Source organism: Streptomyces sp. NPDC034099 (assembly GCF_055575415.1).
This window is the reverse complement of sequence record NZ_JBVISR010000005.1, coordinates 234,731-249,473: the sequence shown is the minus strand read 5'-3', so window position 1 is coordinate 249,473 and position 14,743 is coordinate 234,731. Positions and strand designations below refer to the sequence as shown.

General features: G+C 70.9%; 15 protein-coding genes. 11 read left to right on the top strand and 4 right to left on the bottom strand.

What is annotated here, in order from left to right; all coding sequences use genetic code 11:
- The first annotated feature begins 16 nt into the window (after positions 1-16).
- Genes ACZ56V_RS16915 through ACZ56V_RS16905 form a run of 3 tightly spaced genes read left to right on the top strand, consistent with a single transcriptional unit; the run spans position 17 to position 3,312 of the window.
- A complete protein-coding gene (locus ACZ56V_RS16915) occupies positions 17-496 on the top strand; it encodes an NUDIX hydrolase (RefSeq protein ID WP_398911826.1) in 480 nt (159 codons plus the stop codon).
- Between the two features lie 54 nt (positions 497-550).
- Positions 551-1,351 carry a 3-hydroxybutyrate dehydrogenase gene (locus ACZ56V_RS16910; RefSeq protein ID WP_398911825.1) on the top strand — a complete coding sequence of 267 codons (801 nt, stop codon included), beginning with the start codon at positions 551-553 and terminating at the stop codon, positions 1,349-1,351.
- 56 nt (positions 1,352-1,407) lie between these two features.
- Positions 1,408-3,312 carry a helix-turn-helix domain-containing protein gene (locus tag ACZ56V_RS16905; RefSeq protein WP_468943025.1) on the top strand — a complete coding sequence of 635 codons (1,905 nt, stop codon included), beginning with the start codon at positions 1,408-1,410 and terminating at the stop codon, positions 3,310-3,312.
- Between the two features lie 42 nt (positions 3,313-3,354).
- Here ACZ56V_RS16905 and ACZ56V_RS16900 read toward each other — a convergent pair whose 3' ends face one another.
- A complete protein-coding gene (locus ACZ56V_RS16900) occupies positions 3,355-4,743 on the bottom strand; it encodes an MFS transporter (protein WP_468943022.1) in 1,389 nt (462 codons plus the stop codon).
- Between the two features lie 395 nt (positions 4,744-5,138).
- The gene (locus ACZ56V_RS16895; protein WP_467381195.1) at positions 5,139-5,804 is read right to left on the bottom strand and encodes a TetR/AcrR family transcriptional regulator C-terminal domain-containing protein; all 666 of its coding nucleotides are present in this window, start codon (positions 5,802-5,804) and stop codon (positions 5,139-5,141) included.
- Positions 5,805-5,869: 65 nt separating this feature from the next.
- Between ACZ56V_RS16895 and ACZ56V_RS16890 the strand changes: the two genes are divergently transcribed.
- The 6 genes from ACZ56V_RS16890 (at position 5,870) to ACZ56V_RS16865 (ending at position 10,555) form a co-directional block, all read left to right on the top strand.
- Positions 5,870-7,393: a monooxygenase gene (locus ACZ56V_RS16890; RefSeq protein ID WP_468943019.1), complete on the top strand. Its 1,524-nt coding sequence runs from the start codon at positions 5,870-5,872 to the stop codon at positions 7,391-7,393.
- Between the two features lie 2 nt (positions 7,394-7,395).
- On the top strand, positions 7,396-8,271 hold the full coding sequence (locus tag ACZ56V_RS16885) for a RidA family protein (RefSeq protein WP_468943017.1): 876 nt from the start codon (positions 7,396-7,398) through the stop codon (positions 8,269-8,271).
- Positions 8,268-8,624 (top strand): hypothetical protein, encoded by a 357-nt coding sequence (locus tag ACZ56V_RS16880; RefSeq protein ID WP_398911819.1) that lies wholly within the window; start codon positions 8,268-8,270, stop codon positions 8,622-8,624. The genes ACZ56V_RS16885 and ACZ56V_RS16880 overlap by 4 nt, the downstream gene beginning before the upstream one ends.
- Positions 8,621-9,523 (top strand): alpha/beta fold hydrolase, encoded by a 903-nt coding sequence (locus ACZ56V_RS16875; protein ID WP_468943015.1) that lies wholly within the window; start codon positions 8,621-8,623, stop codon positions 9,521-9,523. Before ACZ56V_RS16880 ends, ACZ56V_RS16875 begins: the two co-directional genes overlap by 4 nt.
- Complete coding sequence (locus ACZ56V_RS16870) at positions 9,524-9,694, top strand: hypothetical protein (RefSeq protein ID WP_468943013.1); 171 nt, start codon at positions 9,524-9,526, stop codon at positions 9,692-9,694.
- Positions 9,695-10,033: 339 nt separating this feature from the next.
- Positions 10,034-10,555 (top strand): hypothetical protein, encoded by a 522-nt coding sequence (locus ACZ56V_RS16865; RefSeq protein ID WP_468943010.1) that lies wholly within the window; start codon positions 10,034-10,036, stop codon positions 10,553-10,555.
- Between the two features lie 193 nt (positions 10,556-10,748).
- Here ACZ56V_RS16865 and ACZ56V_RS16860 read toward each other — a convergent pair whose 3' ends face one another.
- Positions 10,749-11,666: a LysR family transcriptional regulator gene (locus tag ACZ56V_RS16860; protein ID WP_468943007.1), complete on the bottom strand. Its 918-nt coding sequence runs from the start codon at positions 11,664-11,666 to the stop codon at positions 10,749-10,751.
- A 71-nt stretch (positions 11,667-11,737) separates the two neighbouring features.
- Here ACZ56V_RS16860 and ACZ56V_RS16855 point away from each other — a divergent pair, with 71 nt between their 5' ends.
- Positions 11,738-12,181 carry a tautomerase family protein gene (locus ACZ56V_RS16855; RefSeq protein WP_468943004.1) on the top strand — a complete coding sequence of 148 codons (444 nt, stop codon included), beginning with the start codon at positions 11,738-11,740 and terminating at the stop codon, positions 12,179-12,181.
- Between the two features lie 61 nt (positions 12,182-12,242).
- Here ACZ56V_RS16855 and ACZ56V_RS16850 read toward each other — a convergent pair whose 3' ends face one another.
- Positions 12,243-13,292, bottom strand: coding sequence for a LacI family DNA-binding transcriptional regulator (locus tag ACZ56V_RS16850; RefSeq protein WP_467381181.1), 1,050 nt, complete (start codon positions 13,290-13,292; stop codon positions 12,243-12,245).
- Between the two features lie 138 nt (positions 13,293-13,430).
- On the opposite strand from ACZ56V_RS16850, the gene ACZ56V_RS16845 reads away from it, so the two are divergent.
- On the top strand, positions 13,431-14,735 hold the full coding sequence (locus tag ACZ56V_RS16845) for an ABC transporter substrate-binding protein (RefSeq protein ID WP_398911812.1): 1,305 nt from the start codon (positions 13,431-13,433) through the stop codon (positions 14,733-14,735).
- The last annotated feature ends 8 nt before the right edge of the window (positions 14,736-14,743 follow it).

Genomic DNA, 14,743 nt, shown 5'->3' with positions numbered 1-14,743 from the left:
CGTTAGGGTCGGGCGCATGACTACTCCCGATTTCATCCGCGACCTGCGTGCCTCGGCCGGACACCAGCTCCTGTGGCTCCCCGGAGTCACCGCCGTCGTCTTCGACGACGAGGGCAGAGTGCTGCTCGGCCGACGGTCCGACAACGGGCGCTGGTCGTTGATCGGAGGCATCCCGGAGCCGGGGGAGCAGCCCGCCGCCTGCGCCGTGCGCGAGGTCGAGGAGGAGACCGCCGTCCAGTGCGTCGTCGAGCGACTGGTCCTCGTGCAGGCGCTGAAGCCGGTCACCTACGACAACGGTGACGTCTGCCAGTTCATGGACATCACCTTCCGCTGCCGGGCCGTGGGCGGTGAGGCCCGGGTCAACGACGACGAGTCGCTCGAGGTGGGCTGGTTCGCGGTGGACGCGCTGCCCGACATCAAGGAGTTCGGGCAGACCAGGGTCAAGCAGGCCCTGTCCGACGCCCCCACATGGTTCGAACCCACTGGTTCCCTCTGAAGTATGGGGCGTGCCCACATGGGGGACGGGGTGGAGGCTGCCTAGGGTCGGGACATGACCTCGCCCAGCGTCCTCCAGGCCCCCCACGCCTCCTCGCTCGATCTCCACGGCCGCACCGCCCTCGTCACCGGCGCCGCCGGCGGCATCGGCCGTGCCTGCGCACTGCGGCTGGCCGCCGCCGGGGCCGAGGTCAGAGCGGTCGACCGGGACGCCGCCGGTCTCGAGGCGCTCGCCGGGAGCTGCGGGGACCTCCCGGGCCGTGTCGAGCCGCAGGTCCTGGACCTGACCGACCTGGACGCCGCCGAACGCGCCGCGGCCGGCACCGACGTCCTCGTCAACAACGCCGGGCTGCAACTGGTGCGCCCCCTGGAGGACTTCCCGCCGGACGTCTTCCACACCGTGCTCACCGTGATGCTGGAGGCACCCTTCCGGCTGATCCGCGGCGCCCTGCCCCACATGTACGGGCAGGGCTGGGGCCGCATCGTCAACATCTCCTCCGTCCACGGCCTGCGGGCCTCGGCCTACAAGGCGGCCTACGTGTCCGCCAAGCACGGGCTGGAGGGCCTGTCCAAGACCGCCGCCCTCGAAGGCGCCGCCCACGGTGTCACCTCCAACTGCGTGAACCCCGCCTACGTCCGCACCCCGCTGGTGGAGCGGCAGATCGCCGACCAGGCCCGGGCCCACGGGGTCCCCGAGGAGCAGGTGCTCTCCGACGTACTGCTGCGGGACAGCGCCGTGCGGCGGCTGATCGAACCCGACGAGGTCGCCGAAGCGGTGGCGTACCTGTGCGGGCCGTACGCCTCCAGCCTCACGGGCACCTCACTCGTCCTGGACGGCGGCTGGACCGCGCACTGAGCCGGGGTTTTCCACAGGGCTGCCGGGACGGGCGGGTGATGGGGAATCCTGTGAGCATGTCCCGTGATCAAGCGCAGTCCGCCGAGACGCCGTACCTGGAGCTGTTGGCCCGCGGCGCCTCCGCCGACGCCTACGAGCAGCCGGTGCTGCTGGCCCGTGCCGAGGGCGGACCGGCCGAGCGGATCGACGCGCTCGAACGGGCCAAGCACCTCGCGCTGCGGGTGCGCTCGGAGCTGGAGGGCCGGCGCAGGCGCGAGGCCGAGCTGTCCGCGCTGTTCGAGACCGCCCACGACCTCGCCGGACTGCGCGACCTGGACGCGGTACTGCGGGCGATCGTGCAGCGGGCCCGCTCCCTGCTCGGCACGGACGTCACCTACCTCAGCCTCAACGACCCGGAGCGCGGTGACACCTACATGCGGGTCACCGAGGGCTCGGTCGCCGCCCGCTTCCAGGCCCTGCGGCTCGGCATGGGGGAGGGGCTCGGCGGCCTCGTCGCCCAGACCGCCCGGCCCTACGTCACCGACGACTATTTCAAGGACGCCCGCTTCCAGCACACCGGCACCATCGACGCGGGCGTGCGCGACGAGGGCCTGGTCGCCATCCTCGGCGTCCCCCTCATGCTCGGCCACCACGTCATCGGGGTGCTCTTCGCCGCAGACCGGCGGGCCCGGGTCTTCGAACGCGAGCAGATCGCCCTGCTCGGTTCCTTCGCCGCCCTCGCGGCCGCCGCCATCGACACGGCGAACCTGCTCGCCGAGACCCGCTCCGCCCTCGCCGGTCTGGAACGGGCGAACGAGATCATCAGGGACCGCAGCGGCGTCATCGAACGCGCCTCCGACGTGCACGACCGGCTCGCCGAGCTCGTCCTGCGCGGCGGAGGGGTGCACGACGTGGCCGCCGCCGTCTCGCAGGTGCTGGACGGCACCGTGGAGTTCACCGAGGCCGCCGCGGCGCCGGAGTACGCGCTGGAGGCGTCCCGCGCCGACGGGCACGTGGTGCGGCACAAGGACGACTGGATCGCCGCGGTCGCCGCCGGTGACGAGCTGTTCGGCGCCCTCGTCCTGCGCGGCCACCCCGGCCTCGACCCGGTCGACCAGCTCACCCTCGAACGCGCCGCGATGGTCACCTCCCTGCTGCTGCTCGCCCGCCGCTCCGCCGCCGAGGCCGAACAGCGGGTGCGCGGCGAGCTGCTGGACGACCTGCTCGACGCCCGCGACCGCGATCCCCGCCTGCTGAACGACCGGGCCCGACGGCTGCACGCCGACCTCTCCGCCGCCCACGTCGTCCTCGTCGCCCGCCTCGACGCCACCGCGGCCGACGCCGACCAGGAGGCGGACGCGCGCCGACGCCTGTGGGCCGCGGCCTCCCACCTCGCGGCGACCCGGCACGGCCTGGCCGCCGCCCGGGACGGCGGCACCGTCCTGCTGCTGCCCCTGGCGGAGGGGGACGGGGCCACCGACCTGGCCCGCCGCACCGCCCGGCACCTGGGCCGCGCGGTCCACGAGGCCGTCACCGTCGGCGCCTCCGCCCCCGTGGCGGATCTCGCCGCCCGCCCCGACGCCGTGGCCGCCGCCTACACCGAGGCCGGACGCTGCCTGGACGCCCTGCGCCTGCTGGGCCGGGGCGGGGACGGCGCGGCGGCCGAGGACTTCGGGTTCCTGGGCCTGCTGCTGGCCGGGGACCAGAACGTGCCCGGGTTCGTCGACCGCACCATCGGCCAGGTCGTGGCCTACGACGAGCGGCGCGGCACGGAACTCGTGCGCACCCTCGACGCGTACTTCGCCTGCGGGATGAGCCCCGCCCGCACGAAGGAGGCCCTGCACGTCCATGTGAACACCGTCGCCCAGCGCCTGGAGCGGGTCGGCCGCCTCCTGGGCGAGGACTGGCAGAGCCCCGAGCGCGCGCTGGAGATACAACTGGCCCTCAGACTCCACCGGTTGTCGGCTCCGCAACGGCACTGACCCCCGCACGCACGGGCGTACGGGGGCCGGTGACGGGACGGCTCAGACGGTGCGCGCCCGCTGCGTACCGGAGTCGGACACCGGCTCGGTCCCGTCTCCGTCGCCGGGGACGGCGTCGACCTCCGCGAGGTCCCGGTGCCGGGTCTCCCGGGCGACGCCCACGGCGAACAGCGTCAGCACGGCCGCGGCGATGACGTAGAGGGAGATCGGCGTCGAGCTGTCGTACTCGGACAACAGCGCGGTGGCGATCAGCGGCGCCGGCGCACCCGCCGCCACGGAGGCGAACTGGGCGCCGATCGACGCCCCCGAATAGCGCATCCGGGTCGCGAACATCTCGGAGAAGAAGGCCGCCTGGGGCGCGTACATGGCGCCGTGCAGCACCAGCCCCACGGTCACCGCGAGCAGCAGACTGCCGAAGCGGCCGGAGTCGATCAGCATGAAGAACGGGAACATCCACAGGCCGACACCGGCCGCGCCCAGCAGGTACACGGGGCGCCGGCCGATCCGGTCCGACAGCGCGCCCCAGGCCGGGATGACCGCGAAGTGCACAGCCGAGGCGATCAGCACCGCGTTGAGCGCGGTCTGCTTGGAGACGTCGGCCGCGGACGTGGCGTAGACGAGGATGAAGGCCGTGATGACGTAGTAACTGATGTTCTCCGCCATCCGCGCGCCCATGGCGATCAGCACGTCGCGCCAGTGGTACCGCATCACAGCGACCAGCGGAAGCGGCTCGGCCTTCGCCTTCCGCGACTCCGCCTGCGCCAACGCCTGCTTGAAGACCGGCGATTCGTCGACAGAGAGACGAATCCACAGACCGACCATGACCAGGACCCCGGAAAGCAGGAACGGTACCCGCCAGCCCCAGCTGTTGAACGCCGCGTCCGACAGCACGGCCGTCAGCAGGGACAGCACACCGGTGGCCAGCAGTTGCCCCGCCGGCGCTCCGGTCTGCGGCCACGACGCCCAGAACCCGCGCCGCCGCGCGTCCCCGTGCTCGGACACCAGCAGCACGGCTCCGCCCCACTCGCCGCCGAGGGCGAAACCCTGGACGAGCCGCAGCACGGTCAGCAGCACGGGAGCGGCCGTGCCGACGGTCGCGTGGGTGGGCAGCAGCCCGATCGCGAAGGTTGCCCCGCCCATCATCAGCAGGCTCAGCACCAGCAGCTTCTTGCGCCCGAGCCGGTCTCCGTAGTGCCCGAACACCAGGGCCCCGACCGGCCGCGCGGCGAAGCCGACGGCATAGGTCAGGAACGACAGCAGTGTGCCGACCAGCGGGTCGGAGTCGGGGAAGAACAACTCGTTGAACACGAGCGCGGCGGCCGAGCCGTAGAGGAAGAAGTCGTACCACTCGATGGTGGTGCCGATGAGGCTGGCGGCGACGATGCGCTTGAGGTTGTTCGGAGCGGGTGGAGCGGTTGCGGGCGACGACATCGGCACCACTTCCTGGCGTTCGGTGGGGACGGTTGGGTGTCGCCATACCGTAGGAACACGCAGGTCAGCGTCGTATGTGGTGGGACACCATAGTTCGAGGGCGAGCTATGCGCGCAGTCCCCATGCGTCCTCACCAGGCGGCGCTTCGGCGGCCTGGAAGGAGTCAGTCCGAGCGGTGCCTGTGGCGCGTAATTTGATCTGATTTGACGGTGGCGTGCTGATTCCGAGTTCGTAGACCGTCTTCCGCGGCCGGTCCCGCATGTTTCCAGGAGTGCGTGTTCGGGGCCGACCGTCAGAGCGTCCGGTGGTACTCGTGGGGTGACGATGCAGTGGTTGGCCGAAAGCGTTCGTCGCTCTGTTTCCGCGCGGTTGGGTCCGCGGTGACTGTCAAGGGGTCACTGCCGTACAGCACGCAGGCCGTCCAGGAGCAGCCGTAGCCCGAACTCGAAGTGGGCTGTGAAGTCCGTACTGGTGAGCGTCGGCAGTGTGGCGGCGAGGTGCGGGTAGGCCCCTGCCGCCACCGCATCGTGCAGGGTCCCCGCATCGGCGGACCCGTCGTTCTCCGGTTGCAGGGCGGCCTGTTCCTCCAGCGTGTGGCCCACGGTGAAGTTGGTCACCGCGTAGAGCGCCCGCGCCGCTTCGGCGTCGCTGAGGCCCGCCTCACGCAGCACGCCGGTGAGGCTGTTGGCGAAGCCCAGGGTGTTCGGGCCGGTCGAGTGCGTACCGGCGAAGACGCGCGCACCGTCGCGATGGGCGAGGAGGGCCGCGCGCAGCGCGCGGGCCAGGCACGCCGCTGCCTTGCTCCAATCGCCGTCCCCCGCCCGCCCGGCGGCATCGGCGACGCCGCCGACCATGCGCTCGGCCATGGCGGTGAGCAGGTCCTGTTTGGTCGCGAAGTAACGGTACAGCGCGCCGGCCTGGACATCCATCGCGTCGGCGAGCCTGCGCATGGTCAGCGCGTCGAGCCCGGACTCGTCCAGCAGGTCGAGGGCGGTCTGGACGGTGCGGGCCTGGCTGAGCCTGGCGGGCCGGCCTCTGGTGGGACTTGACGGGATGTTCACGAGCCTCACTATACTGAACATCGTTCACGTGAACGCCGTTCACTAAATAGGGGAGAACCTCATCGATGAACACCGACGTCGTCGTCGTAGGCGCGGGCCCGACCGGGCTGTTGCTCGCCTGCGAGCTGGCACTGGCGGGCGTACGTACCCGGGTCCTGGAGCGCCGCACCGAACTGCAGAGCCATTCGCGGGCGCTGAGCCTGCACCCGCGCAGCCTGGAACTGATGGACCAGCGGGGGCTGCTCGACCGGTTCCTCCCGCTCGGCCGGACCGTGCCGAAATGGCATTTCGCGGGGCTGCGCACCCAGCTGGACTTCAGTGCCCTCGACTCCCGGCACGGCTACACCCTCTTCCTGGCCCAGGCCCGCACCGAGGCGATCCTTGAGGAGCGGGCGCACGAGCTGGGGGTGGAGATCAGCCGGGGATACGAGACCATCGGCGTGAGCCAGGACGGTGGCGGAGTCGAGGTGGAGACGCGCGTTCCCGGCGGCGGCACCGAGACCGTACGTGGCCTTTACGCGGTCGGGTGTGACGGCGGGCGCAGCATCGTGCGGCGGGCCGCGGGGATCGGCTTCCCCGGCACCGACGAGACTCTGACCGGGATGCTCGGGGACTTCGCGGTCGTCGCCCCGCAGCCCGGCGCCCTGGATGCGGCACGGGCCCGTGGCGTCATCGTCGCGCCGCTGGAGGAAGGGCTCACCCGGTTCGTCTGCCTGGATCCGGAGCGGATACGGGTCCCGGCCCGGGAGCCCGTGACCCTGGAGGAGTTCCGTACGTCGCTCACCGGGATCACCGGCTCCGACTGCGGAATCGCCGAACCCCGCTGGCTGTCGCGGTTCGGCAATGCCACGCGCCTCGCGGAGAGCTACCGTTCGGGACGGGTCCTGCTGGCCGGCGACGCCGCCCACATCCACTTCCCCGCGGCGGGTCAGGGGCTCAACACCGGGCTCCAGGACGCCATGAACCTGGGGTGGAAACTGGCCGCCGCGGTGCACGGCTGGGCCCCGCCCGGGCTGCTGGACAGTTACGACGGGGAGCGTCGGCCGGTCGGCGAGTCGGTGACTGAGAACACCGAGGTCCAGACTCTGCTGGCAGAGCTGACGCTGGTCGCGCAGTACGAGCGCCCGGCCGCGGCTCTGCGCAAGCTCCTCGACCAGCTGCTGGGCATGCCGGAGGTCAACCGCCGGCTCGCCGACCAGGTCTCCGCGCTCGGCACTCGCTACCCACCGGCGGACTCGGGCGCCGACCCGCTGGTGGGGCGGCGCATACCCGATGTCGGGCTGACCGCCGCCGGTTCGGAGGCGACGCGGATGTACGAACTGCTCGTCGGGGGCCGCTTCGTGCTGCTCGCTCTGTCCAAGGACCCGGACCTTCGGGAGGCCGTCGACACGGGCTGGGGCCCACGGGTCACGGCCGTCACCGCTGACACGTACGACGAGCACCCTGATCTGGACGGGGTGACCGAGGTTCTCGTGCGCCCCGACGGCCACATCGCGTGGGCCACCCGCACCACCGACGGCGGCACGCGCCGCGCCGAACGGGCCCAGGCGCTGGCCGCCTGGGCCGGTACGCCCTCCGGGAGGAGCTGAAGATGACTGTGAACCGCGTCAGTCCACCGTCCGTGCACAACCCGACCGACCAGATCAGCCAGGTCGTCACCCTCGACGGAATGCGGCTCGTGCATCTTTCCGGCCAGGTCGCGTGGGATCCGCGAGGACGGCCCGTGGGACTCGGCGACCACGAGGCACAGGCAGCACAGATCGCCCGTAACCTCGACGCCGCGCTCGCCGCGGTCGGCGCCACCCGCAACGACATCATTGAAGAGACCGTCTACGTCGTCGACTACACCCCGAACCTGCTGCCCGCGATCTTCGGGCCGCTGCGGGCCGGTGTCACGGAAGCCCCGGCGAGCACGCTGGTGGGCGTGCCCGCACTCTTCGCACCGGAATACCTCCTCGAGGTTCAGGTGGTCGCCGCGCTCCCCGCACGAGGGGGCCATGAACGAGCCGTACCGGCCGACGAGGCCGCGGCCGGCGAGGCCGCGGCGGGTGAAACTGCCAGGGCACACGAGCCCCACAAGATGCGCACGCCATCCCCCGCGGGCGAAGACAAGGATCTCGAAACGGCCCTCACCCGCCGTGCCTGGGAGGACCCGTCCTTCGCCGCACGACTGGAACGCGAGCCCTTCAAGGCCCTGGCGTCGGTGGGCGTGCACGTGCCCCCGGGAGTCAAGGTGCAGGTCAGGCTGCAGAAACGCGACACGCTGTACTACGTCCTCCCACCCGTGAAACGGCCGGACGAGCCGGACCGCCGTGAGCCCGTGAACCTCATGGACCTGTGGCGCAGCGGGGACAACTTCGTCTGGATGCTGCCCGAACGGCTCAAGACCGAACTGCTGGCCATGCGCCGAGGCTTCCTCGAGTCCCGGACCGGCACCGATACGACGTACGACGCGGAGCAACTGTGAAACATGACGCCGGTACCCTCCACACACTGCGGCTCGTCAACGACAGCGCCTACCGGGAGAGGATTGTCGCCGACCCCAAAGCAGTGCTGTGCGAGGAGTCAGGCCACCATCCGCGCGAGGACTTCGCCGTCGAGGCGGTGGAACAGCGAGACGACACCATCGTCATCCTGCTTCCCGCGGAACCGCAGAACGACGAGGACTTCGAGGAGCGGCTCGCCGAGGTGTCCCAGCGTGTGTACGACGTGCTGTTCTCCTCCGGAGTCGGCGGGTTCCTGATCCCCGACGACCGCCTGAAGTGGATTCTGCGGGACATCCGCTCCTCCTGGGCGGCCAAAGCCGGGCAGGAGGGATGACGGCCACCTTCGTTCTCGTGCACGGCTCCTGGCTCGGCGGCTGGGCCTGGGAACGGGTCGCCCCCCGGCTACGGGAGTCCGGTCACACCGTCCTGTGCCCTTCACTCGCCCCGGCCGGGCCCCGCGTCGGACTGCGCACCCACATCGCCGAGATCATCGCCCTGATCGACAGACACGCTCTCACCGATGTGATCCTCGTGGGACACAGCTACGGGGGCATGGTCATCACCGGTGCCGGATACGAACGACCGCAGCACATCCGGCAACTCGCATACCTGGACGCGTTCTTCCCCTCGCCCGGCCAGTCGGCGTTCGACCTGCAACCCGTCCTGCGTGACGCGTGCGACGCCGCTGCCGCTCTGCGGCCGGAGCAGGAAGCATGGCTGATTCCTCCCTTCGGCTTCGAGACCATGGGTCTCACGGCGGCCGACCTGGAGTGGGTGACCGCGCGGGCCCGGCCGCTGAGCCGGGCCACCCACGAGGAACCCCTGCCGGAACCCGCGTCCGGCCCCCCCTCACCCACCGGCGACCTACATACGGTTCGGAGGTTCTCCCTTCTTCGCCGACACGGCGAAGACGGCACTGCGGCGCGGGGCCCGGCTCCTGACAGTCGAAGGCGCCGCCCACCTGGCACCCATCTCCGATCACGAAGGCGTATGCGCGGTGCTCGGCCGGGCGATCTGAGGAGAGGTTGCCGTGCCGGCCGTGCTGAGTGCCTGGGCCATCAGCACGGCGTGCATCACCGGCCCAGAAGGAGTTCGCGGATTTGCACCTGCTGCTGGGCGCCGGTGGAGCGGCAGTGCCGCAGGACGAGCTCGCGCGCACCGTCCGGGACGCTGATGGTCGTCGGTATCGTCCTCAACAGCGGCGTCGGCCTCGCCTACGGCGCGATGCCATGAGTGCCGTCCGGGGCATCCGAGACGGCCGCCGCCAAGGGCTTCAACACCTTGATGCGCTCACTCGACACCCCCGTCGGATCAGCGGTGATCGGTGTCGTCCTGGCGCAGATGACCACCATCCTGGGCGGCCACACCCTCGCCTCCGAGGACGGCTTCCGCACGGGCTGCTGATCGGCTGCGGCGTGGCCGGGTCTCCGCCGCCGTCGCCCTGCTGATCCCCGCCGCGCGCACCGGCACGGACGATGCCACGGCGGGCAAGACCCCGGCCGAGCAGGCGCCGGCCCGCGCCTGGCCTGTACCCGAGTCGGAGCTGACCGGCGAGGCCACGCCCTGACACCACCATCGGGTGACGCGGCTCAACCAGGCGAGTGACGGCGGCCGTCACAGGCCGCTGCCGGGCGGACCGGCCCTCCAGGATCGGAGGCGCCGTCGTCACCGGCGGACAGTGCATCGACCACGTCTGTGCCGTGCGATCGGTTCCCGACCACGGCTGTTCGAGGAGTCACCGCCATGCGTTCACGCTTCCTGTCCGTCCTGGCCGCCCTCGTCGCGGCCGCCGCGGCACTCACTCAACCCGCCCACGCCGCCCCGCTCGTCGACGGCGTCTACCGCTTCGCGGCTCTCCAGGACGGCAAGTGCCTGGTGTGGCCCAAGACGCACGCGAACATCGGCGTGGTGTCCCTGGGCGCCTGCACCGACAACGCGTCGACCTCGGCGAGCTGGCAGGTACGGCAACGCCCCAACGGAACCATGGAAGTCTCCACACCGAGCTCGGACCCGCGCACCTGTCTGATGGTGACGTCGCAGCACACCGTGTCGGTGAGCAGCTGCGGCGACAAGTACGCCGAGTGGACCGTCTCCTACGGCTCCGCCGGGCCCGGCAGCGTGGTGTGGGCCGACATCGAGCACACGCCCGCCGACCGGTCCGGCTCGTACGGGAAGCTGGTGGACGATCCCGGTGTGACCGCCCGGCTCGTGGTGCGGCAGGCCCCCATTGAGCCCCACTACTGGGAACTGCAGCCGGCCGGTTAGAGCCCGGCCGGCTCACACCCTGGCCGGTGCTGAACTCAGCCTCCAGGATGTGGTCTTCCAGAACATCGGGGGAGGGATCGTGGCAGGCCGGGTCCACTGGCACATAGGTTGGGGCGGGGGAGTGCGCGCCCACACCATGGGTGGCGCGACGGAGCCCGGCGAGGCAGCCTCCGTGGCCGCAGGTGCCGGAGCGTCAGCCCGCCAGGTCGGCAGCGCGCTGTCGCAGGGCGTGCACCAGGGACGCGGTCGGTGCCGTGGTCCGGTCCGGCAGCGACACCAGGTCGACGCGTCGTACCTCCTCGGCGACGCCCGTGACATCGACGAAGCGTACGCCGTGCGGGACGACGGGCAGCAGTGCCGGTGAGGCCGTGGTGATGCCCGCCCCCGCCGCCACCAGGTGGAGCTTGGTCAGCCAGTCGCGGGCGGTGTGGGCGATCCGGGGCCGGCCGGGCAGACCCGGCCAGACACCGAGCAGCGGGTCACCCGCCCCACCGGGACCGGCGATCCACGACTCGCGGGCGAGGTCCCCGACATCGGCGGTGCCGCGTTCGGCGAAGCGGCTGTCCGCCGGAACCGCCAGGGCCAGACGGGTTTCCAGCAGGGGCTCGACGTGCAGGGGCGGCGCGTCCGTGTCGGGCGAGCGGTGCGGGGGCCGGGAGGTCAGCAGCGCCAGGTCGAGGGTGCCACTGCGCAGCGCGCGCACCAGCGCGGGCGTGCTCCCCTCCCGCGTCGTCACCCGCACGCGGGGGTCTTCCCGGCGCAGGGCCGTCAGCGCGTCGGCCACGATCACCGCTCCCGCCGCGGCGAAGTACCCCAGCCGGACCCGGCTCGTGGCGTCCTGGACCCCGCGCAGTTCCCGGTCGGCCGCCTCCAGCGCGTCCAGGGCGGCGACGGCGTGGCGCAGCAGGGCGCGGCCCTCGCCGGTCGGCCGTACGCCACCGGGGAAACGGTCGAAGAGCCGGGCGCCCGCCGCCTGTTCCAGCGCGGCCACCTGCCGGGAGACCGCCGACTGCGTGTACCCGAGGCTGTGCGCGGCCGCCGTGAAGGTGCCCCGCTCCGCCACCTCGCGCAGCACCCGCAGCCCGACCAGCGTCACATCGGCCATACCCATGAGGCCGCAGCATATCCAGCATGCCGAACATTCGCTGTCGGAATGGCTCGCGGGCTCCTAGCGTCGACGTCATGCCTCTGATCAGCATCTCCCTGCGCAAGGGAACCACGCCCGAGTACCGTCGTCTCGTCTCCGAGGCGCTCCACGCGTCCATGGTCGACGTCCTGAAGATCCCGCGGGACGACCAGTTCCACGTCTTCCACGAGGTCACGGACGACAACTTCGTCATGCAGCCGGTGGTGTTCGGCATACCGCGCAGCCGGCGCACCCTGTTCATCCAGCTGTCCTTCAACCGGCGCGGCGCCGAACAGAAGGCGGAACTCTTCCGGACGATCGTCGACAACCTCCGGCAGCGCGCGGGCGTCCCCGAGGAGGACGTCATGCTGGTGGCCTTCGAGACGGCGCGGGAGAACTGGTGGGCCGCCGGCCGCGTCATCGACCCCACCACCGGCTACGACGAGCGCATGACCGACGTGCCCGACGTGTCCGACCTGCCCGCCGATCCGGGCCGATAGGCGCCGCGTCAGGTCCTTGCCCGGTCCTTGTCCGGTCCCCGTCCGTCCACGTCCGTCTTCGTCAGGAACGTGCGCCTTCGGGCGCCTGCGCCGTCCCGCCCGGTGGCGCCGTGCTCTGCCGTACGACGAGATGGGTCGCCAGTTCGATACGGCGGCCGGCCCGGCCGGGACCGTCCGGGCGGAACAGCATGCGGGTGGCCTCCTCGGCCATGTGCCGCAGAGGCTGGTGGACGGTGGTCAGCGGCGGGCTCGACCACTGGGCCAGCGGCACGTCGTCGTAGCCCACGACCGAGAGGTCCTGAGGGACCCTCAGGCCGCTGACGCGGGCGGCCTCCAGCACGCCGAGCGCCTGGAGGTCGCTGCCCGCGAAGATCGCCGTCGGCCGCCCGGGACCGGCGAGCAGGTCCCTGCCGTGCTCGAAGCCGCTCTCCATGCTGTAGTCGCCGTAGCGGACCAGGGCCGGGTCGACCGGCAGGCCCGCCATGGTCATCGCCGAGCGGTAGCCGTCGAGCCGGGCCAGTGAGCACAACATGTCCTCGAACCCGGTGATGATCGCGACGCGTTCGTGCCCGTGGTCGGTGAGGTGACGGGTCGCCGCCAGCCCTCCGGCCCAGTTGGCGGAGCCGACCGACGGGACGTCGGGGTCGGGGTCGCCGGCCGGGTCGACGATGACGAAGGGGATGTCCCAGGACCGGAGCCGGTGCTTGACCTCCGTCGGGAGCGAGGAGAAGACCAGCACCACACCCAGCGGCCTGCGCTGGAGCACGCCGTCGATCCAGTCCGGCGCGGGCGCGTGCCGGGTGCCGCTGCGGGTGAGCACGACCTCGGTCCGGTTGGCCTTGGCGACGTCCTCCACGCCCCGGACGAGCTCCATCGCCCAGACGCTGTCCAGCTCGTGGAAGACCAGTTCGACCAGCGGCGAGCGCGGTGGGCCCGCGGTGCGGCGGCGGTAGCCGTGCACTTCGAGGAGCCGCTCCACCCGGGCCCGGGTGGAGCTGGAGACATCCGAACGACCGTTGAGGACCTTCGAAACTGTCGGAGGCGATACCCCCGCCTCTTTCGCCACCTCGGCCAGGGTCACCCTGGCGCTCACCTCAACTTCCTCGTGCATGCAGGAAGGATAGGCCATGCGGTCGATAACGTTTTGAGTCGGCAGCCGCACGGCCATTGACCAGAAATCCGGTCTCACTTTACTGTCCGACCAGCATGGACTTTCGGTGATGGCGCCGAAACTTTCGAAAGGCGAACGATGAAGACACGTGCGCGCTTGCCCAGACTGGTCGCCACCGGTGCGACGCTCGCCCTGGCGCTGAGCCTGTCGGCCTGCGGTGACGGGGACGGCGGGGCGTCGTCGGACGACGGCAAGATCCATGTCCTGGTCTACGGGGACGCCAGCAACAAGGTCGAACAGAGAATCGTCGACACCTTCAACAAGACGTCCGACGTCAAGGCGGTGCTCGACACCATCCCCGGTGCCGACTACCAGACGAAGCTCCAGACGATCATCAACACCCCGCAGGCCCCGGACGTCTTCTTCAACTGGGGCGGCGGCAGCATCAAGCCGTTCGTCAAGGCGGACCTGCTGCTGCCGCTCGACGACTTCATCAAGAAGAACCCGGACCTGGAGAAGAAGTTCCTGCCGTCCGTCTTCGAGAGCGCCGTCGTCGACGGCAAGCCGTACGGCGTCCCGATGCGCGGCACCCAGCCGGTCCTGCTGTTCCACAACAAGAAGGTCCTCGAGGACGCGGGCGTCCAGCCGCCCAAGACCTGGGACGAGCTGCTCGCCGCGGTGGACAAGCTCAAGGACGCGGGCGTCACCCCGATCGCGCTCGGCGGCGGCGACGTCTGGCCCACCCAGATGTGGTTCCAGTACCTCTACGACCGCATAGCCGGTCCGGAGCTGTTCGCCAAGGCCGTCGGCGGCGACAAGAGCGCCTGGGAGAGCGCGGACAGCAAGAAGGCCCTGGACATGATCAAGGAGCTCGTCGACACCGGCGCCTTCGGCAAGAACTACGACTCCGTCAAGTACACCAACGGCGGCTCGGTCCAGCTCGTGGCCTCCGGCAAGGCCGGCTTCGAGCTGATGGGCTCCTGGTACTACTCCCAGCAGCTCACGGACCACAAGGAGTTCGCCGAGAAGGACCTCGGCTACTCCGCCTTCCCGACCGTCGAGGGCGGTAAGGGCGACCCGGCCGACGTGGCCGGCAACACCAACAACTACTACTCGGTGATGAAGAAGACCAAGCACCCCGAGGCGGTCGCCGAGTTCCTGAAGCTCATGTACTCCGACGAGTTCGTCAAGGCGCAGCTGGACATCGGCAACCTGCCGACCACGACCAACACCGACAAGTTCATCGACAGCTCCGGCACCCCCGAGTACTCGCGCTTCCAGTACGACCTCGTGTCCAAGGCCCCGTCCTTCCAGCTGTCCTGGGACCAGGCGTACCCGCAGAAGGCCAGCTCGGACCTGCACAAGGCCATCCAGCAGTTCTTCAACGGACAGCTCGACACGGACGGCTTCATCCAGGCCATGCAGGCCCTCCCGACCGAGTGACGAACGGC

Coding starts and splice junctions, on each gene's coding strand:
- ACZ56V_RS16915 (WP_398911826.1), top strand. CDS start 17: ATGACTACTCCCGATTTCATCCGCGACCTGCGTGCCTCGGCCGGACAC.
- ACZ56V_RS16910 (WP_398911825.1), top strand. CDS start 551: ATGACCTCGCCCAGCGTCCTCCAGGCCCCCCACGCCTCCTCGCTCGAT.
- ACZ56V_RS16905 (WP_468943025.1), top strand. CDS start 1,408: ATGTCCCGTGATCAAGCGCAGTCCGCCGAGACGCCGTACCTGGAGCTG.
- ACZ56V_RS16900 (WP_468943022.1), bottom strand. CDS start 4,743: ATGTCGTCGCCCGCAACCGCTCCACCCGCTCCGAACAACCTCAAGCGC.
- ACZ56V_RS16890 (WP_468943019.1), top strand. CDS start 5,870: ATGAACACCGACGTCGTCGTCGTAGGCGCGGGCCCGACCGGGCTGTTG.
- ACZ56V_RS16885 (WP_468943017.1), top strand. CDS start 7,396: ATGACTGTGAACCGCGTCAGTCCACCGTCCGTGCACAACCCGACCGAC.
- ACZ56V_RS16875 (WP_468943015.1), top strand. CDS start 8,621: ATGACGGCCACCTTCGTTCTCGTGCACGGCTCCTGGCTCGGCGGCTGG.
- ACZ56V_RS16865 (WP_468943010.1), top strand. CDS start 10,034: ATGCGTTCACGCTTCCTGTCCGTCCTGGCCGCCCTCGTCGCGGCCGCC.
- ACZ56V_RS16860 (WP_468943007.1), bottom strand. CDS start 11,666: ATGGGTATGGCCGATGTGACGCTGGTCGGGCTGCGGGTGCTGCGCGAG.
- ACZ56V_RS16855 (WP_468943004.1), top strand. CDS start 11,738: ATGCCTCTGATCAGCATCTCCCTGCGCAAGGGAACCACGCCCGAGTAC.
- ACZ56V_RS16850 (WP_467381181.1), bottom strand. CDS start 13,292: ATGCACGAGGAAGTTGAGGTGAGCGCCAGGGTGACCCTGGCCGAGGTG.
- ACZ56V_RS16845 (WP_398911812.1), top strand. CDS start 13,431: ATGAAGACACGTGCGCGCTTGCCCAGACTGGTCGCCACCGGTGCGACG.